This window comes from Streptomyces lomondensis, from assembly GCF_014651035.1.
Lineage (GTDB): Bacteria > Actinomycetota > Actinomycetes > Streptomycetales > Streptomycetaceae > Streptomyces > Streptomyces lomondensis.
In genome coordinates, this window is sequence record NZ_BMWC01000012.1 from 150,490 (window position 1) to 176,887 (window position 26,398).

At 71.5% G+C, this 26,398-nt stretch carries 21 protein-coding genes and 1 pseudogene; 6 read left to right on the forward strand and 16 right to left on the reverse strand.

From position 1 onward, the window contains the following. Window positions 1-177 precede the first annotated feature (177 nt). Window positions 178-996, reverse strand: coding sequence for a trans-aconitate 2-methyltransferase (locus tag IE255_RS32165; RefSeq protein ID WP_190053918.1), 819 nt, complete (start codon window positions 994-996; stop codon window positions 178-180). A gap of 135 nt (window positions 997-1,131) precedes the next feature. Here IE255_RS32165 and tamR point away from each other — a divergent pair, with 135 nt between their 5' ends. Continuing rightward, window positions 1,132-1,629 (forward strand): MarR family transcriptional regulator TamR, encoded by a 498-nt coding sequence (gene tamR / locus IE255_RS32170; RefSeq protein WP_114257445.1) that lies wholly within the window; start codon window positions 1,132-1,134, stop codon window positions 1,627-1,629. Here tamR and IE255_RS32175 read toward each other — a convergent pair. Then, window positions 1,588-2,355 (reverse strand): LuxR C-terminal-related transcriptional regulator, encoded by a 768-nt coding sequence (locus tag IE255_RS32175; protein WP_190053919.1) that lies wholly within the window; start codon window positions 2,353-2,355, stop codon window positions 1,588-1,590. The two genes, tamR and IE255_RS32175, sit on opposite strands and share 42 nt — an antisense overlap. Window positions 2,356-2,659: 304 nt before the next feature. Between IE255_RS32175 and IE255_RS32180 the strand changes: the two genes are divergently transcribed. Next, on the forward strand, window positions 2,660-3,118 hold the full coding sequence (locus tag IE255_RS32180) for a GNAT family N-acetyltransferase (RefSeq protein ID WP_190053920.1): 459 nt from the start codon (window positions 2,660-2,662) through the stop codon (window positions 3,116-3,118). Window positions 3,119-3,157: 39 nt separating this feature from the next. Here IE255_RS32180 and galK read toward each other — a convergent pair whose 3' ends face one another. The 3 genes from galK to galT are packed head-to-tail and all read right to left on the reverse strand — an operon-like array spanning window position 3,158 to window position 6,370. Continuing rightward, window positions 3,158-4,321, reverse strand: coding sequence for a galactokinase (gene galK, locus IE255_RS32185; RefSeq protein WP_190053921.1), 1,164 nt, complete (start codon window positions 4,319-4,321; stop codon window positions 3,158-3,160). 28 nt (window positions 4,322-4,349) lie between these two features. Continuing rightward, entirely contained in the window at window positions 4,350-5,312 is a 963-nt protein-coding gene (gene galE / locus IE255_RS32190) for a UDP-glucose 4-epimerase GalE (protein WP_190053922.1), read from the reverse strand. Further along, the gene (gene galT, locus IE255_RS32195) at window positions 5,309-6,370 is read right to left on the reverse strand and encodes a galactose-1-phosphate uridylyltransferase (RefSeq protein WP_190053923.1); all 1,062 of its coding nucleotides are present in this window, start codon (window positions 6,368-6,370) and stop codon (window positions 5,309-5,311) included. The genes galE and galT overlap by 4 nt, the downstream gene beginning before the upstream one ends. A gap of 164 nt (window positions 6,371-6,534) precedes the next feature. On the opposite strand from galT, the gene IE255_RS32200 reads away from it, so the two are divergent. Together IE255_RS32200 and IE255_RS32205 are read left to right on the forward strand one after the other, a co-directional pair. Next, window positions 6,535-8,214 (forward strand): sodium:solute symporter family protein, encoded by a 1,680-nt coding sequence (locus IE255_RS32200; protein WP_190053924.1) that lies wholly within the window; start codon window positions 6,535-6,537, stop codon window positions 8,212-8,214. A gap of 20 nt (window positions 8,215-8,234) precedes the next feature. Beyond that, window positions 8,235-8,540 carry a hypothetical protein gene (locus tag IE255_RS32205; protein WP_190053925.1) on the forward strand — a complete coding sequence of 102 codons (306 nt, stop codon included), beginning with the start codon at window positions 8,235-8,237 and terminating at the stop codon, window positions 8,538-8,540. A gap of 354 nt (window positions 8,541-8,894) precedes the next feature. Here IE255_RS32205 and IE255_RS32210 read toward each other — a convergent pair whose 3' ends face one another. The 7 genes from IE255_RS32210 to rsmA form a co-directional block, all read right to left on the reverse strand. Further along, window positions 8,895-9,581: a helix-turn-helix transcriptional regulator gene (locus IE255_RS32210; RefSeq protein ID WP_190053926.1), complete on the reverse strand. Its 687-nt coding sequence runs from the start codon at window positions 9,579-9,581 to the stop codon at window positions 8,895-8,897. A 239-nt stretch (window positions 9,582-9,820) separates the two neighbouring features. Further along, window positions 9,821-11,578 (reverse strand): outer membrane protein assembly factor BamB family protein, encoded by a 1,758-nt coding sequence (locus tag IE255_RS32215; RefSeq protein ID WP_190053927.1) that lies wholly within the window; start codon window positions 11,576-11,578, stop codon window positions 9,821-9,823. Window positions 11,579-11,642: 64 nt separating this feature from the next. Further along, a complete protein-coding gene (locus tag IE255_RS32220; protein WP_190053928.1) occupies window positions 11,643-13,433 on the reverse strand; it encodes an outer membrane protein assembly factor BamB family protein in 1,791 nt (596 codons plus the stop codon). 193 nt (window positions 13,434-13,626) lie between these two features. Then, the gene (locus tag IE255_RS32225) at window positions 13,627-15,444 is read right to left on the reverse strand and encodes an ABC-F family ATP-binding cassette domain-containing protein (protein WP_190053929.1); all 1,818 of its coding nucleotides are present in this window, start codon (window positions 15,442-15,444) and stop codon (window positions 13,627-13,629) included. A 70-nt stretch (window positions 15,445-15,514) separates the two neighbouring features. Then, a complete protein-coding gene (locus IE255_RS40005; protein ID WP_190053930.1) occupies window positions 15,515-16,762 on the reverse strand; it encodes an ankyrin repeat domain-containing protein in 1,248 nt (415 codons plus the stop codon). A 63-nt stretch (window positions 16,763-16,825) separates the two neighbouring features. Next, window positions 16,826-17,725: a 4-(cytidine 5'-diphospho)-2-C-methyl-D-erythritol kinase gene (locus IE255_RS32235; RefSeq protein WP_190053931.1), complete on the reverse strand. Its 900-nt coding sequence runs from the start codon at window positions 17,723-17,725 to the stop codon at window positions 16,826-16,828. Next, window positions 17,722-18,609 carry a 16S rRNA (adenine(1518)-N(6)/adenine(1519)-N(6))-dimethyltransferase RsmA gene (gene rsmA, locus IE255_RS32240; RefSeq protein WP_190053932.1) on the reverse strand — a complete coding sequence of 296 codons (888 nt, stop codon included), beginning with the start codon at window positions 18,607-18,609 and terminating at the stop codon, window positions 17,722-17,724. Before rsmA ends, IE255_RS32235 begins: the two co-directional genes overlap by 4 nt. Before the next feature lie 120 nt (window positions 18,610-18,729). On the opposite strand from rsmA, the pseudogene IE255_RS32245 reads away from it, so the two are divergent. Continuing rightward, window positions 18,730-20,402 (forward strand): annotated as a pseudogene (locus IE255_RS32245) (IS200/IS605 family accessory protein TnpB-related protein). A 12-nt stretch (window positions 20,403-20,414) separates the two neighbouring features. On the opposite strand, the gene IE255_RS32250 reads toward IE255_RS32245, so the two are convergent. From IE255_RS32250 to rsmI, 4 genes are all read right to left on the reverse strand, one after another. Next, the gene (locus IE255_RS32250; protein ID WP_190053933.1) at window positions 20,415-21,854 is read right to left on the reverse strand and encodes a resuscitation-promoting factor; all 1,440 of its coding nucleotides are present in this window, start codon (window positions 21,852-21,854) and stop codon (window positions 20,415-20,417) included. A 129-nt stretch (window positions 21,855-21,983) separates the two neighbouring features. Next, the gene (locus IE255_RS32255; protein WP_190053934.1) at window positions 21,984-22,865 is read right to left on the reverse strand and encodes a TatD family hydrolase; all 882 of its coding nucleotides are present in this window, start codon (window positions 22,863-22,865) and stop codon (window positions 21,984-21,986) included. Between the two features lie 79 nt (window positions 22,866-22,944). After that, window positions 22,945-23,376 (reverse strand): hypothetical protein, encoded by a 432-nt coding sequence (locus IE255_RS32260; protein ID WP_190053935.1) that lies wholly within the window; start codon window positions 23,374-23,376, stop codon window positions 22,945-22,947. Between the two features lie 231 nt (window positions 23,377-23,607). Next, window positions 23,608-24,453 carry a 16S rRNA (cytidine(1402)-2'-O)-methyltransferase gene (rsmI, locus tag IE255_RS32265; protein WP_190053936.1) on the reverse strand — a complete coding sequence of 282 codons (846 nt, stop codon included), beginning with the start codon at window positions 24,451-24,453 and terminating at the stop codon, window positions 23,608-23,610. A gap of 111 nt (window positions 24,454-24,564) precedes the next feature. Between rsmI and IE255_RS32270 the strand changes: the two genes are divergently transcribed. Then, window positions 24,565-26,313, forward strand: coding sequence for a dolichyl-phosphate-mannose--protein mannosyltransferase (locus IE255_RS32270; RefSeq protein ID WP_190053937.1), 1,749 nt, complete (start codon window positions 24,565-24,567; stop codon window positions 26,311-26,313). Window positions 26,314-26,398: the final 85 nt, after the last annotated feature.

The following is a 26,398-nucleotide window of genomic DNA, read 5'->3' on the forward strand; positions in this document are numbered from 1 at the left end:
TACCCCCATGACCCCGCTCACCGGCACTGAACAGCACCGTCACTTCCCTGCGACCTGATCCAAACGACAGGCCCTAGAGGGCTTCGAGGAACTCCAGGCGTTGGCCGACCGGGTCCCGCGAGGAGAACCGCCTGTGGCCCGGCAGGGCGGAGTCCCAGGGGTCGACAGCGGTGATCATCACCCCTCCTTCCGCGCCACCGCGAACACCCGGCGGAACGGGAACGGCGTGCCGTGCGGGCCCGCCGGGTAGGCCGCGCGCAGGGCCTCCCGGTACTCCGCGACGAAGCCCTCCCGCGCCTCGGGGTCCTCGGCGAGCGCGGTCAGCACGGGCCGCAGGCCGGTCCCCTTCACCCAGTCGAGCACCGGGTCCTCGCCCTGGAGCAGATGGACATACGTCGTCTCCCACACGTCGGCCGTGCAGCCGAGGCCCGTGAGGTGCTCCAGGTAGGCCTCGGGCGTGCGGACGGCGTCGGCGTGGCGCAGGGTGCCGGCGAGCCGGTCGCGCCAGCGCGGTGAGCCGGCCAGGTCGCGCATCAGCCGGTGGCTGGGGGCGTCGAAGTTCCCGGGCACCTGGAAGGCGAGGGTGCCGCCGGCTTTCAGCCCGGCCACCCAGTCGGCGAACCGCTCGGTGTGCCCCGGCACCCACTGGAGCGTGGCGTTGCTGACGATCAGGTCGTACGGCTCCTCCGGCGTCCACGTGCGCACATCGGCGTGGGAGAAGTCGAGGCGGCCGCCGCCCGGGGTGGGGCCCTCGTGCTCCACGTGGGCCTTGTCGAGCATCTCGGGCGAGTTGTCGTAGCCGGTGATCCGGGCGGCGGGCCAGCGGTCGGCGAGCAGCGCGGTGACGTTGCCGGGGCCGCAGCCGAGGTCGGCGATGCGGGGCGGGGTGCCGGGCAGGTCGGGGACGCGGGCCAGCAGGTCGGCGAAGGGGCGGGCGCGGTGGCCGGCGTGGCGCAGGTACTGGGCGGGGTCCCAGGTGGGGGCGGCTGCGGACATGGGTACTCCTGATGTGCTGGTGTGCTGCTGATGGCCGTACGGAACGCACACCCAGCGTCATCCCACAGATATCTCGATGTCAAGATAATGGACGTCAAGAGACTTCACGTCGACACAACCACTACACTGATCACCATGGAGGACGAGGTCGATCGGCTGGTCGCAGCATGGCGCCGGGAGCGCCCGGACCTCGACGTGGAACCGCTCGAGGTGCTCAGCCGTGTGAGCAGACTGGCCCGGCATCTGGACCGGGCACGCCGCCTGGCCTTCTCGGAGCACGGCCTGGAGCCGTGGGAGTTCGACGTCCTGACGGCCCTGCGCCGTGCGGGCACGCCGTACCAGCTCTCGCCGGGACAGCTCCTCACCCAGACCCTGGTGACCTCGGGCACGATGACGAACCGCATCGACCGCCTGGCCAAGAAGGGCCTGGTGGAACGCCTCCCCGACCCCAGCGACCGCCGAGGCGTCCTGGTCCGGCTGACGGACGAGGGCAGGGACCGCGCCGACCAGGCCCTGGCGGGTCTGCTGGACCAGGAGCGCGCGATCCTCGCGGAGCTCTCCCGCGCCCAGCGCAGCGAACTGGCGGCGCTGCTACGCCAGCTGACCGCCCCGTTCGACAACATCCCCGGCTAGGTCGACCGGTCCGACACCGGCCCGCCGGGCCAGGGCGACGGCGGCGAGCGTGGAATGCACTCCCAGCTTGCCCAGCACGTTCTGCATGTGCGTCCGCACGGTGTGCGGCGACAGATAGAGGCGCTCGGCCACCGCCTTGCGCCCCAGGCCCGCCACCATGCACCGCAGCACTTCCCGCTCACGCGGCGTGAGCGACTCCACGAGCCGCTCGCTCTCCGTGCGGTGCTTGCGGGCGGCCGTGAGCTCCCGCAGCACGCCGGTCAGCAGGGCGGGCGGCAGATGGGTCTCGTCCCGCAGCACGCCCCGGATGACGGTGAGCAGCCGGGACAGCGAGCAGTCCTTGGCGACCCACCCGGAGGCCCCGGCCTGGAGGGCGAGCGCGGCCCGCCGCGGGTCGTCCTTCTCGGCGAGCACGACGATCCGTACGTTCGGCTGCGCGGACCGCACCCCCGTGACGAGGGAGATCCCGTCGACGAGCCCGTCCTCGTTGCCCTCCTGCACGGGTACGGCCGGGCGGGCGCCCGGCACCTTGCCGCCCAGATCGGCGTCGACGAGCAGCACGTCGAAGCGCCGCCCCTCGGCGACCGCCCGCTCCAGGCTGCGCAGCGCGGCCGGGCCGCTGCCGGCCGCGGAGACCTCGACGTCCGGCTCGGCGGCCAGGGCCGCGGCGAGTGACTCGGCGAAGATGCGATGGTCGTCGACGACCAGGACTCGGATGCGAACCACGTAACCCCCTTCCCCAGGCTCCTGAGAGCAGGGGATACCCCATCGTCGGAAGACGGCACCGCGCGGGTACGACGCCGAAGTGCCCAGAGCTGCCGCGTCTGTCCGTCCGTCCTCGCCGCAGCCTGGCCGGGTCGCCGCAGCCGCACGGCCGCCGCCATGCAGAAACCGCTACCCCCACCCCGGGCGTCGTACCCGGCTGTCTCGCCCCCTGATCGGCACCGGCCCCCACCGGTGCTGTTCATCAGGGTACGGGCGGGGGCCCGGAGCGGAAGGTTATTTGCAGAACTGACTGTCCGACGCGTTTATGGTGTGCCGCATGTTCCGTCTTGAGACAGAAGTCGACAAGGCCCGACGTGATCTGCTCCGCACCCGCCTGCGGGAGGCGAACACAGCCGCCTCTCCGATCCTGCGCGCCCTGCGGGGAACGCCGGACGAAAGGGACGTGCCCTTGCATGTGTGGGCTGTGAACGACACGGACGACGGCCTCGCCGGCGGCCTGGTCGGTTACACCTGGGCGACCTGGCTGCACGTGACGTACCTGTGGGTGGACGAACGCCACCGGGGCCGCGGCCTGGGAGCCCGGCTGCTCTCGGAGGCCGAACACCTCGCGACCGCCCGGCGCGGCTGCCGCGCGGCCCGCCTGGAGACCTGGGACTTCCAGGCGCCTCGCTTCTACGAGAAGCAGGGGTACGAGGTGGTGTGCGCGGTGCCGGACTATCCGCCGGGGATCACGGAGTACACGCTGACGAAGAGGCTGGGCTGAGGCGCGCCCTCCCTCCCTTGGAGCGAGGGCGCCGTTTCCTCAGCGCACCCGGCGTGCCCCCGCCGACGGCACCGCCTCGAAGACCCGCGGAGCCGTGAAGTCCGCCGCCGAGAAAGCCTCCGTGATCGCCTTGGTGATGGCGTCCACGTCCGTCTCCTCGGCGAGGACGATCGCCGAGCCGCCGAAGCCGCCGCCGGTCATGCGGGCGCCCAGGGCGCCGGCGGCGAGGGCCGTGTCGACGGTCAGGTCCAGTTCGGGGCAGGAGATGCGGAAGTCGTCGCGCAGGGACGCGTGGCCCTCGACCAGGACCGGGCCGATCGCCCGGGTCTCGCCCGACTCCAGCAGCGACACCACCCGCTCCACGCGCTCGTTCTCCGTGACGATGTGGCGGACCAGGCGGCGGACCTCCTCCTCGTCGCCCAGGCGGGCCAGGGCCGCGTCCAGGTCCGCGTAGGGGACGTCCCGCAGGGCGTCGACGCCCAGCAGGGCCGCGCCCTTCTCGCAGCCCGCGCGGCGCTTGCCGTACTCGCCCTCGCTGTGGGAATGCTTGACCTGCGTGTCGACGACCAGCAGGCGCATGCCCTCCGCGGCCAGGTCGAAGGGGATCTGCTTCTGGGAGAGGTCGCGGGTGTCGAGGAACAGCGCGTGGCCGGCCTCGCAGCACGCCGACGCCGTCTGGTCCATGATGCCGACCGGGGCGCCGACGTAGACGTTCTCCGCGCGCTGGCACAGGCGGGCCAGTTGCCAGCCCCTGAGGCCCAGGGAGAAGAGGTCGTTCAGCGCGAGCGCGATCACGACCTCCAGGGCCGCCGACGACGACAGGCCCGCGCCCGACGGGACCGTGGACGCCAGGTGGATGTCCGCGCCCGTCACCGCGTGGCCGGCCTCGCGCAGCGCCCACACCACGCCCGCCGGGTACGCCGTCCAGTTCTTGTCCGACTCGGGCGACAGGTCGTCGAGGTGGAGTTCGGTGACTCCGCCCTCGACGTCCGCCGAGTGCAGACGCAGGACGCCGTCCTCGCGGCGGGACACCGCCGCGACCGCCGTGTGCGGGAGGGCGAACGGCATGACGAAGCCGTCGTTGTAGTCCGTGTGCTCGCCGATGAGGTTGACGCGGCCCGGCGCCGCCCACACGCCGTGCGGCTCGGCTCCGTACAGCTCCGTGAACCGCTCGGCGACCTTCTCGGCAACAGCCTCGCTCATGCCCTGACCCCTGACCCTTCCGTCCGTACTAGTTGCCGCGCCGCTGCGCGAAGTCCCACGCGTCGGCGACGATTCCCGCGAGATCCGCGCGGGACGGGTTCCAGCCCAGCTTCTCGCGGGCCGTGGCGGCCGACGCCACCAGGACCGCCGGGTCGCCGCCCCTGCGCGGGGCCACGACCTCGGGGATCGGGTGGCCCGTCACCCGGCGCACCGTCTCGATGACCTCGCGGACGGAGAAGCCGTTGCCGTTGCCGAGGTTGCAGATCAGGTGTTCGCCGGAGGCGGCGGCCTCCAGGGCCAGCAGGTGGGCTTCGGCCAGGTCCGCGACGTGGATGTAGTCGCGCACACAGGTGCCGTCCGGGGTCGGGTAGTCGTCGCCGAAGACGGAGATCGCGTCCCGGCGGCCCTGAGCGACCTGGAGGACCAGCGGGATCAGGTGGGACTCGGGGTCGTGGCGCTCGCCGTACGCGCCGTACGCGCCGGCCACGTTGAAGTAGCGCAGCGAGACCGCGCCGAGGCCGTGGGCCGCCGCCTCGCCGGTGATCATGTGGTCGACGGCGAGCTTCGAGGCGCCGTACGGGTTGGTCGGGGAGGTGGGCGCCGACTCGACGATCGGGACCTGCTCCGGTTCGCCGTACGTGGCGGCCGTCGAGGAGAAGACGAGCTTGCGGACGCCCGCCTCGCGCATCGCGGCCAGCAGGGCCATGGTGCCGCCGACGTTGTTGTCCCAGTACTTCTCCGGCTTCACGACCGACTCGCCGACCTGCGAGAACGCGGCGAAGTGGAGCACGCCGTCGAAGGAGGAGTCGAGCCACTTGGCCGCGTCCCGGATGTCGCCCTCGATGAAGGAGGCACCCGCCGGGACGCCCTCTCGGAAGCCCGTGGAGAGGTTGTCGAGGACGACGACCTCGTGACCGGCCTCCAGCAGGTGCTGGGCGACCACGCTGCCGACGTATCCCGCGCCACCCGTCACCAGGTACTTCCCGCTCATGAACTCGCTACCTCTCGCAGTCGCTCGGCCGCGCGCTCCGGCGGCACGTCGTTGATGAACACGTTCATACCGGACTCGGAACCCGCGAGGAACTTGAGCTTGCCGGAAGTGCGGCGGATGGTGAAGAGCTCGAGGTGAAGCGCGAAGTCCTCCCGCACGACCCCGTCGAACTCCTCCAGCGCGCCGAACGGGGCCTGGTGCCAGGCCGCGATGTACGGCGTCGGAGGCTCGTTCTCACCGAAGATCCGGTCGAAGCGCCTCAACAGTTCCAGATAAATCTTGGGGAACTCTGTGCGCGCCTCCTCGTCCAGACCGAGCAGGTCGGGCACGCGGCGCTTCGGGTACAGGTGGACCTCGTACGGCCAGTGCGCCGCGAACGGCACGAAGGCCACCCAGTGCTCACCCTCCAGGACGACCCGCTCGTCGGCGAGTTCACGCTCCAGGACGGCGTCGAAGAGGTTCTCCCCGCCCGTCATCTCCTTGTGGGTCGCGACGGAGCGGAGCATCAGCGCGGTGCGCGGGGTGGTGAAGGGGTAGGCGTAGATCTGCCCGTGCGGGTGCTGGAGCGTCACGCCGATCTCGGCGCCCCGGTTCTCGAAGCAGAACACCTGCTCGACGGAGGGGAGATGCGACAGCTCCGACGTACGGTCCGTCCATGCCTCCAGCACCAGCCCCGCCTGCTCCTCGGTGAGGCTCGCGAAGGACGCGTTGTGGTCGGAGGTGAAGCAGACGACCTCGCAGCGGCCCGAGTCGCCGGCCAGCGACGGGAAGCGGTTCTCGAACACGACGACGTCGTACGAGGAGTCCGGGATCTCGCTCAGCCGGTCGCCCCCGGAGGGGCACAGGGGGCACTCGTCGGCCGGCGGATGGTAGGTGCGGCCCTGGCGGTGTGAGGCGATGGCGACGGAGTCGCCGAGCAGGGGGTCGCGGCGGATCTCGGACGTGGTGACGGTGCGGTCCAGGGGGCGGCGGTCGGTCGCGCCGCGCACGCTGTCGTCACGCAGGTCGTAGTAGATGAGCTCGCGACCGTCGGCCAGCCGGGTCGAGGTCTTCTTCACGCCGGACTCCTCATCCTTCAAACATAACCGAACATATCAAAACACCACTCCCCTCAATCGTCAACATCACAATCAAACAAAGAGCATCAACAGACGTGTTCAATTACTGAACGCAGAGGCGTAGATTCCGCGGGGTATCGGTTCGCGCAACGAAGCGAGGGCTCATGCATCCCCCCACAAACCTGGCAGCCGAGCTGCGACTCCCCACCAACTGGCTCGACTACACGATCCTCGGCATCTACTTCGTCGTCGTCCTCGGCATCGGCTTCGCCGCCCGGCGCTCGGTGAAGACCAGCCTCGACTTCTTCCTCTCCGGCCGCTCCCTGCCCGCCTGGGTCACCGGTCTCGCGTTCATCGCGGCGAACCTGGGCGCGACCGAGATCCTCGGCATGGCCGCCAACAGCGCACAGTACGGCGTCTACACCACCCACTGGTACTGGATCGGCGCCATCCCGGCGATGGTCTTCCTCGGCCTGGTGATGATGCCCTTCTACTACGGCTCCAAGGTGCGCTCCGTCCCCGAGTTCCTCCTGCTCCGCTTCGACAAGGCGGCGCACCTGCTCAGCTCGGGCCTCTTCGCCTGCGCCGCCATCCTCATCGCCGGCGTCAACCTCTACGCCCTGGCCATCGTCGTCGAGGCGCTGCTGGGCTGGCCGCAGTGGGTGGCGATCGTGGTCGCCGGCTTCTTCGTCCTGGCCTACATCACCCTCGGCGGCCTGTCCTCGGCGATCTACAACGAGGTGCTCCAGTTCTTCGTCATCCTCGCCGCGCTCATCCCCATCACCGTGCTCGGCCTGAAGTCGGTCGGCGGCTGGGACGGCCTGTCCGACTCCCTCACCGAGAGCCGCGGAGCCGACTTCATGACGTCCTGGGGCGGCACGGGCATCGGCAGCGACAACCCGCTGGGCGCGAACTGGCTGACGATCGTCCTGGGCCTCGGCTTCGTGCTGTCCTTCGGCTACTGGACGACCAACTTCGCCGAGGTGCAGCGTGCCCTGTCGGCGAAGAACCTCTCGGCGGCCCAGCGCACGCCGCTGATCGCCGCGTTCCCGAAGATCTTCATCGTGTTCCTGGTGATGATCCCAGGCCTGGTCGCCGCCGTGCTCGTCCCGAAGATCGGCACCGCGGGCTCCGACCTCCAGTACAACGACGCGATCCCCTACCTGATGGAACAGCTGCTGCCCAACGGCGTGCTGGGCATCGCCGTGACGGGTCTGCTGGCGGCGTTCATGGCGGGCATGGCGGCCAACGTGTCGTCGTTCAACACGGTGTTCACGACGGACATCTGGGCGAAGTACGTCGTGCGGGGACGCGAGGACGAGTACTACGTGCGCTTCGGCCGCCTCATCACGGCGATCGGCGTCCTGGCCTCCATCGGCACGGCGTTCCTGGCATCGTCCTTCTCCAACATCATGAGCTACCTCCAGACGCTGTTCTCCTTCTTCAACGTGCCGATGTTCGTCGTCTTCATCATCGGCATGTTCTGGAAGCGGGCGTCCATGAAGTCGGGCTTCTGGGGCCTGATCGCGGGGACGACGGCGGCGATGGTGAACTACTTCTGGATCTACAAGCAGGGCATCATCGACATCCCCTCCGACCAGGGCGCCAACTTCGTCTCGGCGATCGCGGGGTTCGTCGCGGGCGCGGTCGTCATGGTGGCCGTGTCGCTCTTCACCGCGCCCAAGCCGGTGGAGGAGCTGCAGGGACTGGTCTACGGCACGACCTCGCCCGGTATGGCGGAGCCGCCGGCGCCGGGCGACGAGGCGTGGTACCGGAAGCCGGCGCTGCTGGGCTGGGGCGCGGTCGTGCTGGCCGCGGCCTGCTACATCCCGTTCTCGTTCTGACCCAGGGAGGCTGACAGAACATGTCCGAGTTCTACTCCGAGAAGGACGTACAGCGGGAAGTCACCGAGCTGCAGGGCAAGTCGGCGACGGCTGCCCGGCTGTTCGACATCCGGCGCATCATCGGCGGGCTGTTCGTGATCTACGGCGTCATCGTCACGATCGCGGGGTTGACGGCGTCCGATGCCGACATCGACAAGGCGGAGGGTGTGAACATCAACCTGTGGACCGGGTTGGGGATGCTCGCGCTCGGGTTGTTCTTCCTGGTCTGGCTGAAGCTGCGGCCGGTGGCTCCGCCGCCGCCGGGGGACGACGAGCGGGTGGAGTAGCCCGGCGTTGACCGGTGCTCGGCGTCGGTGCCGAGGCCGGGTGGGTGCGCAGCTCGGCGCGACGAGGTGCCGCTGCGCCCACCCGTGCCGCCCCAGCGGCACGACTGCCCGCAGCTAGGGCAGCCACGACGCGCCCGCACCCGCCGGACGGCGCAAGGGGACGTGTCGGGGGGTGTCCGCCCGCAGCGGTTGGCGCGTCAACGCCAGTCAGTCGGTATGGGACCCCATCGCGCCGTTCCGAGGACGGACACCCCCCGGCGCGGCCCCGACCCCCACCCGGCGTCAGGCGCTACGCGCACCCCCACCGAAGCAGCCACAGGCCGCCGCAGGCACCCGGCACCCGGCACCCGGCGATCAAGCATCCGGCTCTCGCGACACCGGCCCCGCCCGGTCCAGCAACCCCGTCCGGGCCGCCAGGGCCGCGGCCTCCAGGCGGGAGCCGACGCCCAGTTTCATCAGGACCCGTTGGACGTGCGTGCGGGCCGTGGACGGTGCGATGCCCATGCCCGCCGCGATGAGGCGCGTGTCCTCGCCGTCCGCGACGCGGACCAGGACCTCCACCTCCCGGGGCGTGAGCATGGACAGCAACCGCTGCCCCTCGTCGTCCGGTTGGGCCGCGGGGTTCAGCAACTCGCCGAACGCCCCCTGCAGCAGCTGCGGCGCCACCGCCGCCTCCCCCGCCCGGGCCTTCATGATGGCCCGCTCGACACCCTCTATGCGCTCGTCATGCCGGACGTACCCGGACGCCCCCGCCGCGAACGCCGCCGCGATGCCCCGCGGGCTCGGCACCGGCCCCAGCACCAGCACCGCCACCTGCGGCCGCTCCCGCTTGATCCGCACCACGGGATCGAAGATCCCCGGCTCCGCCGGCGTGGCCGTCCCCAGCAGGCACACCTCCGGCGCCCGCGTGATCACCAGCTCCGCCGCCCCCGCGGCCGGCGCCGCCGCGGCCAGCACCCGGTGACCCCGCAGCTTCAACGCCGAGGCCAGTGCCTCCGCCAGCAGTCGGTGGTCGTCGACCACCATGAGCCGCACTCCCATCGAGCAACCCCCCAGTCACCCCGGTTCCCCCCATGGAAGCCCCCCGGCTCCCCCGCCTTCATGCCCCCGGAAGCTACACGCTTGTTCGACGTTGCGCTCCCCCTACCGGCGAGAATCGCCCCGGATCGCCGAAATTCCTCTCATTCGAGGTTGACTGGGCCATACGCGAACGGCCCCGTCCCTGAACAGGGACGGGGCCGCATCAGCCACCAGTCGATCAAGAACCGGTCGGCAACCGATCAGCTCGTGCCGAAGCCGACCGCGAGGTACTCCTTGTCACTCCCGGCGGACCGCTTGCTCGCGTACACCTTGGACATGTACAACTGCCCGTCGCCGTACAGGAACTCGGAGTACTCCGGCGACATGCTGGTCTCCACGTCCCGCACCTGCTCCGACGCCGGGTTCTCCAGCAGCTTCGTCTCCTTGAAGCTGCCCCCGTCGATGCTCACGACCTGCCCGCCCTTGTCGTACGGCGGCCGCTTGTACGCGATCAGGTTGCCGCCGTCCATCCGCAGCGGCGAAATCGTGTAGCCGTCCCCGGCGTCGGCGCGCTGCCCGGTCTGCTTGCCGGTGGCGAGGTCGAAGGCGACGATCTCGTTGGTCCGGCTGTACTCGCCGGTGCCGTCGTGCTCCTCGGTCGGCAGGTACAGCCGGTCGTTGCCGACGGCCAGCAGGTTGCAGTACTCGATGCGGGTGATGCCCTCGCAGCGGGCCGCGAACTGCTCGCCCGGCGCGGAGATGCGCGTGCGCAGCTTGCCGGTCTTGTTGTCGATGGAGAAGAAGTCCGAGATGCCGCTGCCGTCGCCCGCGGAGTCGCCCACGTCGGCGGCCACGACCAGCGGGTTGGTCGACACGATGCTCGCGTACTCGATGCCCTCGGCCATCTTGTACTCCGAGATCACCTTCCCGGACTTCGGGTCGATGGTCTGGATGTGCAGCTGCCGCTGGTCGTACGTGCCGCACTTGCGCACCGCGACCAGCTTCTCGCCGCCGCCGTACCCGGCGTCGTAGCAGGAGTCGGTCGGCTTCGGGCTCCACAGGACCTTGCCGGAGACGTCGAAGGCGGCGCCGCCGCTGGTGCTGCCGACGGCGACGGTCTTCCCGCTGATCGTGACGTTATCGAAGTTGATCAGCTGGTCACCGGTCTTGACCGTCTTGGTCCAGAGTTCCTTGCCCGCGTCGAGGTCGATCACCGCGATCTGGCTGCACCCGTGCGACGGGTCGGCCTTGGTCGGCATCGCGGGCTGGTAGAGGATCGCCGTCTTGTTGTCGTCGGTGACGTGGCGGCTGGCCTGGCAGACCGGGCCGTCCAGCGGGATCTTCCACAGCTCGCCGCCCTTGTCGCGGTCGTAGCCGACGATCTCGGCGATGCCGCTCTTGACGTACGCCTTGTCGGTGAGCCACGAGCCGGAGACGACGACCGTGCTGTCGTTCTTCACCTCGGGCGCCGGGACCTGGAAGAGGACGCGCGCGCTGGGGTCGGCCGGTGCCTTCTCCTTGCCGGAGGTGGTGCCGCCCTTGTTGTCGCCCGAGCCGCCGGTGCCGCCGCCGGCGCCGGCCGTGTCGTCCTTCTTGCCGTCGTCCGTGCCGGAGTTGGCGTACCAGACACCGCCGCCGATGATCAGCGCGATCGCCACGACCGCGCCGACGATGATGGCCAGCTGCGCGTTGAACCTGCCCCCGCCGCCCGGCTGTCCGGCCTGCGGCTGGAGCGGCATGGTCTGCTGCGGATAGCCGTAACCGGGCTGCTGCCCGTACCCCGGCTGGCCGTAGCCCGGCTGCCCGTACGGCGCCTGCTGCGGCTGCCCGTACGGCCCCGGCTGCTGACCGGGATAGCCGTAACCGGGCGGAGCCTGCGGCGGCTGCGGAGGCTGGGGCTGCTGAGGTGCGCCCTGCGGATAGCCGTACCCGGGCTGCTGCGGGGGCTGTTCGGGGGGCGGCCCGAAGCCGCCTCCCTGCGGGGGCTGCTGGGGCGGCGGAGGCGGCGGCTGGGTCATGACGTGAGCACCTCGGGAAAGGGGACGGGCGACGAGGACGAAGGGGAAACCGAAGGGGGAAGAGTCACTTGCCGTAGGCGAGCATCAACTTCTCCTTCGTGTCGTCGTTTCCGCTCAGCCGGGTGGTCGAGATGTAGAAGCGCCCGTCGACCCAGTCGATGTCCTTGGAGAAGAAGCTGTCCTCGATGTCCGCGGCACCCTGCGGGTTCTGCAGCAGCTTGGCCGGCTCGTGGCTGCTGCCGCCGGTCGGGATGGACACGATCTGGCCGCCCGCGTCGTACGACGGCTGCACGTAGGCGATGAGCTTTCCGCCCTCGGCCTTCATCGGCAGCATCGACTCGTCGGACGGGGACTTCACGCGCCACTTCTCCTTGCCGTTCGCGAGGTTGACCGCGACGATCTCGTTGGCGCCGGTGGTCGCCTCGGTCGGCAGGTAGAGCGTGGTGTCGTCGACGGCGACGCCCTGGCAGCCCTGGAGGTCGCGCTCGAGGATGGCCCAGCCGCACTCGGGGGCGAAGTCCTCGTCGAAGCCGACCTGCGAGCGGAACTTGCCGTTGGAGGTGAAGGTGGAGATGTTCCAGGCCTTCTTGTCCTCGTTGGTGCTGTAGATGACCAGCGGGCTCACCGAGTAGGCGCGCGCGACCCGCCAGCCCTTGTCGAACGGCTGGGTCCACTTCACCTTGCCGGTGCGCGGGTCGAGTTCCTGCACCTCGTCGTGCTCCTTGTCGGTGCCGGCACCGCAGGAGGAGACGGCGATCAGCTTCTCGCCGCCGGCGAACGCGGCCGGGAAGCAGGCGTTGCCGTAGCGCTTCTTGTCGAAGAGCTTGTCGCCGCTGGTCACGTCGTACGCCGTGCCGGACTGGGAGCGGCCCACCATCAGCGTCTTGCCGGTGATGGACAGTTCGACGGAGAGCGTGGAGTCGAACAGCGCGCCGTCGGCGACCTCCTGCTTCCAGCCCTTCTCGCCCGTGTCGAGGTCGATCTCCTGGAGCTGGTTGCACTTGGCGCGGTTGCTGCTGCCGCTCATGTACGCGACGACGATCTTGTCGTCGGACGTCTGCTGCGGGGTGGTCGCGCAGATCTTCTGCGGGAAGGTGATCGGGTCCCAGGCCGGCTTGCCGTCACCGACGTTGTAGGCGAAGAGCTGCTTGTACGCCGCCTTCACCGCGGTCTTGCCGGTGATCCACATGCCGGGGGCGTCGGCACCCGAACCGGGCGCGTCGGGTGCCTCCTTGTACCAGAGGACCTTGGCCTCGCCGGCCTGGCGGCCCTCGTTGAGGTCCTCCGGGTCCTCGCCGCCGTCGCCGCTGCCGTCACCGGGGTTGACCGGTGCGGAGGCGTCCGGCTTGGCGTCGTCGCTCTGCTGGGCGACCGGCTTCTTCTGGCCCTCGCCGGAGTCGCCGCCGGTGACCGCCCACACGGTGGCGCCGACGACGAGCAGCGCGGCGACGGCCGCGCCGATGATGATGGCCGGCTTGCCCTTGAAGGGGTTGCGCGAGCCGCCCTGGGGCGGGGTGCCGGGCGCGCCGGGGTACTGGGGCTGCGGCGGGTAGCCGTAGCCGGGCGGGCCGTACGGGCCGGGCTGCTGCGGCTGGCCGTACGGACCCGGCTGCTGTGGGTGGCCGTAGGGGCCGGAGTTGTACGGTCCGGGCTGCCCGTACGGCCCGGGCTGCTGCTGGGGCTGCTGGGGGTAGCCGTATCCCGGCTGCGGCGGTCCCTGCGGGGGCGGCGGCGTCTGGGGCGGGCCCTGGGGCGGTGGCGGGGTCTGCGGCGCCCCGTGACCACCGCCCTGCGGCGGCTGGTTCTGCGGTGCTCCGAAACCACCGTGCGGTGGCTGACTGGGCGGCTGAGTCATCAGTCGCTTCCCCCGTTTCGATACTGCTTTTTAGCCACGCCCTGAGGTACGCGATGGGCTCAGAGTCGCTTCATAAAGTTCTAAGACGGCTCTTTCTATCACCCGGTGCCGACAGCGCACCGGGCCGTGTCATCCCCTGTTCCCAAGGGAGGACCGGCCCGTGATGCCGCCGTTATGCGCCTTCACGCACCCTTCACGCGTCCTCGGCGAGTTCCAGCCAGCGCATCTCCAGCTCTTCGCGCTGACCGGCCAACTCGCGCAGCTCGGCGTCCAGTTCGGCCACCTTCGAGAAGTCCGTGGCGTTCTCGGCGATCTGCGCGTGCAGCTTGGTCTCCCTCTCGGAGACCTTGTCGAGCTGCCGTTCGATCCTCTGGAGCTCCTTCTTGGCGGCGCGCTGGTCGGCGGCGCTCTTCTCCGGGGCGGCGGTCTGCGGCGCCGCGGCGGAGGCGGATGCGGCGGAGGCGGCCGCGGCCTCCTCCATGCGCTGCCGCCGCTCCAGGTACTCGTCGATGCCGCGCGGCAGCATCCGCAGGGTGCCGTCGCCGAGCAGCGCGAACACCCGGTCGGTGGTGCGCTCGATGAAGAACCGGTCGTGGGAGATGACGATCATCGAACCGGGCCAGCCGTCGAGGACGTCCTCCAGCTGCGTCAGGGTCTCGATGTCGAGGTCGTTGGTGGGCTCGTCGAGGAAGAGGACGTTGGGCTCGTCCATGAGCAGGCGCAGCAGCTGGAGCCTGCGGCGCTCACCGCCGGACAGGTCACCGACCGGCGTCCACTGCTTCTCCTTGGTGAAGCCGAACGTCTCGCAGAGCTGCCCGGCGGTCATCTCGCGTCCCTTGCCGAGGTCGACGCGCTCGCGCACCTGCTGCACGGCCTCCAGCACGCGCGTGGCCGGGTCGAGTTCGGCGACCTCCTGGGAGAGGTAGGCCAGCTTGACGGTCTTGCCGACGCGGACGCGCCCGCCGGCGGGCTGGGCCTCGCCGTCGGTCCGGGCCGCCTCGGCCATGGCCCGCAGCAGGGATGTCTTCCCGGCGCCGTTGACGCCGACCAGGCCGATCCGGTCGCCGGGGCCGAGCTGCCAGGTGACGTGCTTGAGGAGGACCTTGGGGCCCGCCTGGACGGTGATGTCCTCCAGGTCGAACACGGTCTTGCCGAGCCGCGTGGAGGCGAACCGCATCAGCTCGCTGCTGTCCCGGGGCGGCGGTACGTCCTTGATGAGTTCGTTGGCGGCCTCGACGCGGAAGCGCGGCTTGGACGTACGGGCGGGTGCGCCGCGCCGCAGCCAGGCCAGCTCCTTGCGGACGAGGTTCTGCCGCTTGGCCTCCTCGGTGGCGGCGATGCGCTCGCGCTCGGCGCGGGCGAAGACGTAGTCGGAGTAGCCGCCCTCGTACTCGTAGACGTCTCCGCGCTGGACGTCCCACATGCGCGTGCAGACCTGGTCCAGGAACCAGCGGTCGTGGGTGACGCATACGAGCGCGGACCGGCGGTTCTGCAGATGCCGGGCGAGCCAGGCGATGCCCTCGACGTCGAGGTGGTTGGTGGGCTCGTCGAGGACGAGCAGGTCCTGCTCCTCGATGAGCAGCTTGGCCAGCGCGATGCGGCGCCGCTCACCGCCGGAGAGCGGTCCGATGACGGTGTCGAGCCCCTTGGGGAACCCCGGCAGGTCGAGCCCGCCGAACAGGCCGGTCAGCACGTCCCTGACCTTGGCGACGCCCGCCCACTCGTGGTCGGCCATGTCGCCGATGACCTCGTGGCGGACGGTCGCCTCGGGGTCGAGGGAGTCGTGCTGCGTGAGCACGCCGATGCGCAGTCCGCCGGAGTGCGTGACGCGCCCGGTGTCGGCCTCCTCCAGCCTGGCGAGCATCCGGATCAGCGTGGTCTTGCCGTCGCCGTTGCGGCCGACGACGCCGATGCGCTCCCCCTCGGAGACGCCGAGGGAGACGCCGTCGAGCAGGGCGCGGGTGCCGTACACCTTGCTGACGTTCTCGACATTGACCAGGTTGACGGCCATTTCTCTCCTGACAGGGGGGACGATCGACCCTCCAGGGTAGTCGGGCGGCGGGGTGCTCCGGCCGGGGTGTTCAGGAGTGCTCGGCGGCGTCCTGGCGGCGCCACTCGTACCGCCACGTCGCGCCCAGCACCCATTCGTCGTACCACGGGCCGTCCGGGTCGACGGGTCCGATCCGCCGGTCGCCCTCCACGCAGCGCGGGTCGTCGCGTTCGGCCAGGCCCTGCACGGCATAGGCGCGGACCGCCTGGAACGTGTCGTGTGTGAGGGCCACCAGGGCGTCACCGATCTCCGGGGAACGCTCCGGGTAGGAGGCGAGCCACGAGCAAGCCTTCCAGCGCACGTGCTCGTCCGGGTCGCGGGCCAGCGTGAACACCGTCGCCAGGTTCCCGGGCCGGACGAGCAGCCGGTCCTCCCCGCGCTCCAGGGCATCCAGCACCAGGGAGCGGACCACGGGGTACGGATGCGTGCGGTACGTCAGGCCCATGGCCTCGATCTCAGGGCCGTCCTCCTCGGTGAGCCCGTTCAGTACCGCTGCCAGCACCTCCGGGTCCTTCTCCGCTGCGGCCCAGGGGAGGAATACCTCCTGCCCACGGCCGTCGAACGGCGCGTGGCCCACGACGTCGCCCAGGTGCAGGCCCAGCAGCAGCTCGGCGGCGAAGAGGCGCTGCACCCGGTCGGCCGCGCGGCTCAGGGCCACGGCCTGTGTCCAGGTGTCCTCGTCCATCCGGCGGGCGAGCGTGGACACGGCCTCGGACCAGACGGCGTGGTCCCGGTCGGGCCGCACGAGCGCCCGCGCGAGCAGTTCTCCGAAGGGCGTGCGAATCCCGAAGTGCGCCTCCAGGAGGGACAGGACTGCCGCGTGTCCGTCCCAGGCGGTCAGGCCGCCCGCTGTGACCTGGTCGTAGTGGCAGAACCCGTGCCGGTCCTCGACGCGGTTCCGCTCGGCCGGCCCCGTCGCGCCGGTTCGGCGCCGCAGCTCGGCCTCCACTCCGGTCCGGGTCCAGTGGCGGGCTCGGTCCAGCAGCTCCTCCCGGTCGGCGGGGCCGAGCCCGGCCGGCTCCGGCAGCAGCGCGACGGTCATGCTCACGCAGCCGCCGTCGACCGCCCGCAGCAGCGGGGTGCTGCCGTCCGGCAGACGGTGCTGCGGGTCGGCGCCGCCCTCGATCAGTGCCTCGGCGACCGGCCGGTCGTACGCCGCCACCGCCCGGCACAGGACCGGCAGGCCGTCGTCGAGGACTTCGGGACCGGCTCCGGACTCCAGCAGTGCCCGGACCTCCTCCGCGTCTCCGCGTCGTACGGCCGCGGCCAGTTCCTCCATGCCTGTGCCCCCACTCCCCGAAAAGGGGGAGCCTAAGGGGCCGGCAGCGGCCCGGGCACGCGATTAACGCCCGACGACCGTCGCCCCGGGCGCCGGACCCGACGCCGTACGCACGGTCCGGCACGTCCCGGACGCCACCAGGGCCTGCGCCACCGCGGCCGCGGACTCCGGGTCGCGGACGAGGAACGCCGTGGTCGGTCCTGAGCCGGAGACCAGGGCGGCGAGGGCGCCCGCGGCGCGGCCCGTGGCCAGGGTGCCGGCGAGTTCCGGGAAGAGGGAGAGGGCGGCGGGCTGGAGGTCGTTGGAGACGGCGGCGGCGAGCGCGTCCGGGTCGCCCTTGGCCAGGGCGGCGAGGAGTTCCTGGGAGGCGACGGGCTCGGGGATGTCCGTGCCCTCGCCGAGCCGGTCGAACTCCCGGAACACGGCCGGGGTCGACAGGCCCCGCCCGGCCATGGCGAACACCCAGTGGAAGGTGCCGCCGACCTCCAGGGGCGTCAGCTGCTCGCCCCGTCCGATGCCGAGGGCCGCCCCGCCGACCAGGCTGAACGGCACGTCGCTGCCCAACTCGGCGCAGATGTCGAGCAGTTCCTCCCGGGAGGCGCCGGTCCCCCACAGCGCGTCGCAGGCCACCAGGGCGCCGGCGCCGTCCGCGCTGCCGCCCGCCATGCCGCCGGCGACGGGGATGTCCTTGGCGATGTGGACGTGGACGTCGGGGATGCGGCCGTACCGCTCGGCAAGCGCGATCGCCGCGCGCGCCGCCAGGTTCGTGCGGTCCAGGGGGACCTGGTCGGCGTCCGGGCCCTCGCAGGTGACGCGGAGTTCGCCGGCCGGGGTGACGGTGATCTCGTCGTAGAGGCCGACCGCGAGGAAGACGTTGGCCAGGTCGTGGAAGCCGTCGGGGCGGGCGGCGCCGACCGCCAGCTGGACGTTGACCTTGGCGGGGACGCGGACCGTGACGCTCACGCGGGCTCCTTCTCCTCGTGCTGGTTCGCCTTGTGCTCGGCGATACGCGCGAACTCTTCCACGGTCAGCGACTCGCCCCGGGCCTGCGGCGAGACCCCGGCGGCGACGAGGGCCTCCTCGGCCGCCGCGGCGGATCCGGCCCAGCCGGCGAGCGCGGCCCGCAGCGTCTTGCGGCGCTGGGCGAACGCCGCGTCGACGACGGCGAACACCTCCTTCCTGGAGGCGGTCGTCTTCAGCGGCTCGGCCCGGCGGACGAGGGAGACCAGGCCGCTGTCGACGTTGGGCGCCGGCCAGAACACGCTCCGCCCGATGGCGCCGGCGCGCTTGACCTCGGCGTACCAGTTGGCCTTGACCGAGGGGACGCCGTACACCTTCGAGCCGGGCGGCGCGGCGAGCCGGTCGGCGACCTCCGCCTGGACCATGACGAGCGTGCGCTCGATGGTCGGGAAGGTGTCGAGCATGTGCAGCAGCACCGGCACGGCCACGTTGTACGGGAGGTTGGCGACCAGCGCGGTCGGGGCGGGGCCCGGCAGCTCGGTGACGTGCATGGCGTCGGAGTGGACGAGGGCGAACCGGTCGGCGCGCTCGGGCATGCGGGCCGCGACGGTCGCGGGCAGGGCGGCGGCGAGCACGTCGTCGATCTCCACGGCGGTCACCCGCTCGGCGACCTCCAGCAGCGCCAGGGTGAGAGACCCGAGCCCCGGGCCGACCTCGACGACCACGTCGTCGGGGCGGACCTGTGCGGTGCGGACGATACGGCGGACGGTGTTCGCGTCGATCACGAAGTTCTGTCCGCGCTGCTTGGTGGGGCGTACGCCGAGCGCGGCCGCGAGCTCGCGGATGTCGGCGGGGCCGAGGAGGGCGTCGGGGGCGGGGCTGGTCACGGGACAAGGGTACGGGGGGTCGGGAACTGCTGAGGTTTGACTGAGTACGAGTGTGTTCTGACGCGCATGAGTTCGGCGGTCGAATGCGTGACCTTTCCGGGTGGGTGCTCGTTGGGTGTGATGACCGGCTTGTCGCGGACTGCCGTATGGGGGGGGTGTGGTGTGGGTGGGCTGCGGAAGCTAGCGGAGCCGTTTGTCGCTCCGGGGCCCTCGGGGGTGACGGTCCGTACCCGGCTCAAGCAGCTCACGCCCGCTGATGAGGAGGTGCTGCGGCTGGTGGGTGCCCACCTCGGGTCGCTGGCCTCCCGTGATCTGAAGTCGCGCTGCCGGGATGGTCTGGGGCACGACGGTGAGGCGTGGGCGGGGCGCAAGCGGGACCTGACACCCCAGTCTTCCTCGCGGTGGGCGGGCGCGATCACCAAGGCCAGCCACGACCAGTGGGCTCTGGCCCGCCGCTGCCAGCTCGCCCACATCCAGAGTCTGGAAACGGGTATCAGCACGATCCGGCACCGTTTGTCGCTGCCGGTGGGGGAGAAGGGCAGCAAGCGGGCGCCGGGTGGCTACCGCAGCAAGCGGGAGTGGCATGCCAAGACCCGCCGCCTGCACGTTCTGGAGGACCGGCTAGCGAAGGAACTGGCTGACCGCGAGGCGGGAATCGTTCATGTCGTGCGGGGCGGCAAGCGCCTGGCCCGCACCCGGCACAATCTCCCCGCCGCGCAGCTCACCGAGGCCCAGTGGCGGCAGCGGTGGGAGGCCGAACGCTGGTTCCTGCAAGCCGACGGCGAGTCCGGCAAGCGGTTCGGCAACGAAACCATCCGTGTCACCCCCGACGGGGAGGTGAGCATCAAGCTCCCGGCCCCGCTGAAGGAACTGGCCAACGCTCCGCACGGCCGGTACGTCCTGGCCTGCCGGGTCGCTTTCCCGCACCGGGGCCAGGAGTGGGCGGACCGGGTGGAGGCCAACCGGGCGGTCGCCTACCGCATCCACCACGACGCCCAGCGCGCACGCTGGTATGTGACCGCCTCCTGGCAGCTCCCGGTGACCCGCACCATGCCGATGGCCGCGGCACTGGCCGACGGCGTGATCGGTGTCGACACCAACGCCGACCACCTCGCCGCCTGGCGCTCGATGTCCACGGCAACCCGACCGGCCATCCACGCCGCTTCTTCTTCGACCTGTCCGGACCGGCCTGCCACCGCGACGCCCAGGTCCGTCACGCCCTCACCCGCCTGCTGCACTGGGCCAAACGCTGCGGCATCAAGGCGATCGCCGTCGAAGACCTCGACTTCACGGCGGAGAAGACCCGGGAGAAACACGGCCGCAAACGCCGGTTCAGGCAGCTCATCTCCGGCATGCCCACGGGAAGGCTCCGAGCCCGGCTGACCTCGATGGCCGACCAGACCGGCATCGCCGTCATCGCCGTCGACCCCGCCTACACCTCGAAGTGGGGCGCCCAGCACTGGCAGGCCCCGCTGACCAGCAACACCCATAACACGACTCGCCACGACGCTGCCGCCGTGGCGATCGGACGGCGCGCCCAAGGGCACCCGATCCGGCGACGGACGACACCGCCCCCTGCACACCAGAGCGATGTGCAGGGGCATCGGACCGTCCAGGCCGACCGGCGTGCACTCGGGCGTGAGGGACCCCGCCCTCGCATCCCCGGACCACGCACCCGATGCGTGCCGCCGGACTGCGGAGCGAACGCGGGCAACCAGAACGCCCAACACCGTTCGGGGCGCTCGGCTGAGCATGAATCCTGGCGACAGGACTCACTCCCGCTCAGTCCATAGGAACGGTTCGGTTCACCCCTGCCCGTGCAGCCGTCCCCCGCAGTGCGGCCAGGGACTCGCCCCCCGCCGCACGTACAGCTTCTTCGCCCGGTACGTCTGCTCCGCCGCCGGTGCGTCCTGGGGTCGGCCGCGGCCGCCGAGGGCCTGCCAGGTGTGAGTGTCGAACTGGTAGAGGCCGCCGTAGGTGCCCGACGGGTCGACCGCGTCGGGCCGGCCGCCGGACTCGCAGGCCGCGAGGCCCTGCCAGTTCAGGTGGTCGGCGCCCTGCACGGACGCGGGGCGCGGCTTGGTGCCGACCTTCACGATCTGCGGGCGCGGCTCGCGCACCACCTCGGACCTGACCCGGCGCGGCTTCTGCTTGACGCCGTTGACCGTGCGCAGGGAGTAGGTGACCCGGCGCAGGCCCGGCTCGCCCGCGCGCTCCACGACCTCCGTGCCCCGGAACAGGGTCGGGTCCTCGGTGCGCCGCACCTGGAAGGGGATCGCCTCCTCGCGGACCTCCTTGCCGCCGGTGATCCGCAGCACCGTCACGGTCTGCCCGTCGCGCGGGAAGTTCCCCTGCGGGACCGACGTGGTGTCCTGGCCGCGCAGGGTGATCCCGGCCTCCTCCACGGCCTCCCGCACGGTCGCCGCGTTGGTGCGCACGGTCCGGGCCCGGCCGTCCGCCATGATCGTGACCGTGCGCTCGGTCCGTACGTCCAGCGCGAGCCCCTCGCGCCCGATGCGCCGGGAGCGCGAGGTGGACACGTACGCGCCCTCCTGCCGCACCCCGAGCTGGCGGAGCGCCCCCGCCACCGTGCGGGCGGTCGTCCACACCTCGCGCCGGTGGCCGTCCAGGGTGAGACGCACGGGACGGGCGTAGCGCACGGCCACCTCGTCGCCGCTGGCGATCTCCGTGCCGGGCCCGGGCGCCACCACGTCGTGGGCGCCGACCTCGACGCCCTCCTCCGCGAGCAGGTCGGTGACGTCGTCGGCGAAGGTGTGCAGCGTGCGTGCCCTGCCGTCGACGTTCAGCTCGATCGCCTTGTCCTTGGCGACGAACGCCGTGGTGCCGCCCGCCAGGAAGGCGACGACGAGGGCCTGCGGGAGCAGCCGCCGCGTGGAGCCGTCCGGGCGCTCGGTGTACCGCGTCTTGCGCCGGCGCGCGGACCTGCGGTGCGAGCCGGTGCGCGACGCGGCGCGCGATCCGGCAGGTGCCTCCGCACCCGGCTCGGCGGGCACGGGCGCCGGTCCGTCGTCCGGAGCGCCCTGCCGGGGCAGCGTGGGCAGGGACGGCACCTCGTAGGCGGGCCGGTACGTGTCCTCGTAGACATCCGGCGTCCCGGCCGGCCCGTACCCGAGCGTGTCGGCGCTGTGCGGATCGGCGGGCGGTGCGTCGAACCCGCCGTACACCGGGTGGTCGGCGTAGGCCGGGTCATACGTCTCGTAGGTCTCGTACTGCGAGTTGCTCACGCCGACACGCTCCAGGGGCCGGAGGGGGTCCAGAGGGGTCCGGATCGGGCCCCCAGAACCTAGCGGAGCGGCCGTCACTCTCCAAAGCGACGCGACTACGCACAGTCGTACGGCGAGGTCGGCGAGGGGTCAGTAACCGAACGCGCGTGCGGTGTTCGCGCCGAGCGCGGTGGCCAGCGCGTCCTCGTCGATGCCGCGCACGGCGGCCATGGCCCGGACGGTGAGGGGCACGAGGTACGGGGCGTTGGGCCGCCCGCGGTACGGCACCGGCGTGAGGAAGGGCGCGTCCGTCTCCACGAGGAGCAGTTCCAGCGGGGCCACCGCCACCGCGTCCCGCAGGTTCTGGGCGTTCTTGAAGGTGACGTTGCCGGCGAAGGACATGAAGTAGCCCGCGCTCGCGCAGATCTCCGCCATCTCGGCGTCGCCGGAGTAGCAGTGGAAGACGGTCCGCTCCGGGGCGCCCTCCTCCTTCAGCACGCGCAGGACGTCGGCGTGGGCGTCGCGGTCGTGGATGACGAGGGCCTTGCCGTGCCGCTTGGCGATCTCGATGTGGGCGCGGAAGGACCGCTCCTGCGCCTCCATGCCCTCGGGCCCGGTGCGGAAGTAGTCGAGGCCGGTCTCACCGACGCCCTTGACCTGCTCCAGCGCGGCCAGCCGGTCGATCTCGGCCAGCGCCTCGTCCAGGGCGGCCTGCCCGCCGGGCTCGCGGGCGCCCTGCCGCGACCAGCCGTCGGGGTCGCCGTGGACGATGCGGGGCGCCTCGTTCGGGTGCAGGGCGACCGTGGCGTGGACGGCGTCGTACGCCGCGGCCGTCTCGGCCGCCCACCGCGAGCCCTTGAGGTCGCAGCCGACCTGCACGACCGTCGTCACACCGACCGACGCCGCCTTCGCCAGCGCCTCCTCGACCGTGCCGGACTGCATGTCCAGGTGGGTGTGGGAGTCGGCGACCGGCACCCGGAGGGGTTCCGGCAGCGGGGGCGCGGCGTTCTTGTCCGGGTCGTTCGAAGGCATGCCCCGATCCTACGAAAGGGGTACGCCCTCCCCGATGGGGGAGGACCGGGGAGGGCGTCGACAAGGGGAGCCGGACGGGTCAGCTCGCCTTGCGCTGGAAGGGGTGCAGCAGGTCGGACAGGTGCCAGTGGTGGTGCTCGGGCTTCTCGTCCCCGGGCTTCTCCTGCTCGGCCTCGGCCTCCGCCGTGGGCGCCTCCACCGGCCCGGCGGGCGGCGGCACGCGGTGCGGCCGGTCCGCCGCCCTGCGCGCAGAGGCGACCCGGCCGGGCCGCATGATCCGCACGAGGTGACCGTCGCAGTTCTGGCACGTGGGCTTGCTCAACGGGGAGGGCACGACCGTGCCGTCCACGACGTAGAGGACGAACTCGTGGCCCGCGGCGTCCGTGTGGTGCTCTATCTCGTACGACTGCTCCCAGCCGTACCCGCAGCGCATGCACGCGAAGGAGTACGACTCGTTGACGACGGCAGTCGCGCCGGCGCGGAGCCCGGTCTGTCCTGCGATCTCACTCATGCCAGCTCCTGTTGGTCCGCTGAGGCGTCGGGACGATTCCGTCCCGCAACCCAGTGGACTCCTCAGCCGGAGTGAAGGCAGCAGACCTGTCGACTATTGGCGCGGACTTGGAGATTCCTTGCCTCAGCCGCCGGTCGCCTTTGCCGACCCATGGGACGCGCCCCATAGGGGCGCGGGGCTGTATTCGATATGCGGCTCCGCCGCGTGGGCGCGACAAGCCACACACAACCGTCAGCGTGCATTCTTCGCAGCAACCACCGCATCAAAAACAACCCGCTTCGGCACGCCGACCTCCTGCGCCACCGCGGCAATCGCCTCCTTGCGCCGCTCCCCCGCCTCCTCCCGCACCCGAACCCGCCGCACCAGTTCCTCCGGCCCGACCTCCTCGGGCCCCTTCTCCGGCGCCCCCTCCACCACGACGGTGATCTCCCCGCGCACCCCCTCGGCGGCCCACACCGCGAGCTCCCCCAGCCCGCCCCGCCGAACCTCCTCATACGTCTTGGTCAGCTCCCGGCACACCGCGGCCCGCCGCTCCGCCCCGAACACCTCGGCCATCGCCGCGAGCGTGTCGTCCAGCCGATGGGGAGCCTCGAAATACACCAGCGTGCGCCGCTCCCCGGCCACCTCCCGCAGCCGCCCCAGCCGCTCCCCCGCCTTGCGCGGCAGGAACCCCTCGAAGCAGAACCGGTCGACGGGCAGCCCGGACAGCGCCAGTGCGGTCAGCACGGCGGACGGCCCGGGCACGGCCGTGACCCGCACGTCCCGCTCCACGGCGGCCGCGACCAGCCGGTATCCGGGGTCGGACACGGACGGCATCCCCGCGTCCGTGACGAGCAGCACCCGCGCCCCGCCCACCAGCTCCTCGACCAGCTCCGGCGTCCGCGCGGATTCGTTGCCCTCGAAGTACGACACCACCCGCCCCTTGGGCGTGACGCCCAGCGCCTGGGTCAGCCGGCGCAGCCGCCGCGTGTCCTCGGCGGCGACGACATCGGCTCCGGCCAGTTCCTCGGCGAGCCGGGGCGGGGCGTCCGCGATGTCGCCGATGGGGGTGCCTGCGAGTACGAGGGTTCCGGTCACGCCCCCATCCTCCCAGGGGCCCAGGGCGCGGACTCCTCCCAGGGGCGGAGGACGGGGACGCATACCGGCCATGCACGGGACTCACACAGAACGGTTCCCTACGATGGCGCGGTGACCAGTACCGCGTCCTCGACGGACACCCGGCAGGGCCAGGCGCCGCACGAGCAGCGGCCGCCCTGGCAGCAGCGGCTGCGCCGCTTCGGCTACCAGGGGCAGCCCAGAAGCGACGCCCGTGACGTCCGTGACCGCCTGGTGCCGCCGTACACCGAGCCCTCCCCGCGCCTGTGGGCGGCGCTCGGCATCCCGCACACCCTGGCGGGCCGACTGGTGCGCTGGTCGGGCTGGATCGGCCCGCTGCTCGTCACACTGCTGGCGGGCGTGCTGCGGTTCTGGAACCTGGGCAGCCCCAAGGCGGTGATATTCGACGAGACGTACTACGCGAAGGACGCGTGGGGGCTCGTCCACCGCGGGTTCGAGGTCAGCTGGGACAAGAACGCGAACGACCTGGTGCTGTCGTCGGGCGGGCACGTGCCCATCCCGACGGAGGCGGCGTACGTCGTGCACCCGCCGGTCGGCAAGTACGTCATCGGACTCGGCGAGCTGATGTTCGGGTTCGACCCCTTCGGCTGGCGGTTCATGACGGCCCTGCTCGGGACGCTGTCGGTGCTGATGCTGTGCCGGATCGGCCGCCGGCTGTTCCGCTCCACCTTCCTGGGCTGTCTCGCGGGCACGCTGATGGCGCTGGACGGCCTGCACTTCGTGATGAGCCGCACGGCGCTGCTCGACGGCGTGCTGATGTTCTTCGTGCTGGCCGCGTTCGGCTGTCTGCTCGTCGACCGGGACAAGGCCCGCGAGAAACTCGCCGCCGCGCTCCCGGCGGACGCCGACGGTCGGGTCCGCCCCGACCGGCACACGGCCGAGACGGCCCGCCTCGGATGGCGCCCCTGGCGCTGGGCGGCGGGCCTGATGCTGGGCCTGGCCATCGGCACGAAGTGGAACGGCCTGTACATCCTGGCCGCGTTCTGCCTGATGGCGGTGTTGTGGGACGTCGGCTCGCGCCGGGTCGCCGGGGCCCGGCACCCGTACGCGGCGGTCCTCCGGCGCGACACGGGCCTGGCCTTCGTCGCCACTGTCCCGGTCGCGATCGTCACCTACTTCGCCTCCTGGGCCGGCTGGATCCTCTCCCCCACCGACGGCTCCGGCGGCTACTTCCGCAACTGGGCCGCGACCGACGGCAAGGGCGGCAGCTGGACCTTCCTGCCGGACTGGCTGCGCAGCCTGTGGCACTACGAGCACCAGGTGTACGAGTTCCACGTGGGCCTGTCGTCGCCGCACACCTACCAGTCCAACCCGTGGAGCTGGCTCGTCCTGGGCCGCCCGGTGTCGTACTTCTACGAGTCCCCGGCGCCCGGCAAGGACGGCTGCCCCGCCGACGCCGGCGAGAAGTGCGCCCGCGAGGTCCTCGCGCTCGGCACGCCGCTGCTGTGGTGGGTCGCCTGCTTCGCCGTCCTGTACGTCCTGTGGCGCTGGTTCTTCCGCCGCGACTGGCGCGCGGGCGCCATCGCCTGCGGCATCGCGGCCGGCTACCTGCCCTGGTTCATGTACCAGGAGCGCACGATCTTCTTCTTCTACGCCATCGTCTTCCTGCCGTTCCTGTGCCTGGCGGTGGCCATGCTGCTCGGCGCGATCATCGGCCCACCCCGCTCCTCCGACACCCGCCGCGTCGCGGGCGCCACGACCGCGGGCGTCCTGGTCCTGCTGATCGCCTGGAACTTCATCTACTTCTGGCCGCTGTACACGGGCACGGCCATCCCGATCGACGACTGGCGGTCGCGGATGTGGCTGGACACCTGGGTCTGACCTATGTTCGGTCAAAAATCGAAACAACCACACCTGGTGTCACCCCCTGCGCATAGAGTGCACCCGGATCGAGCTTTCTGAACGC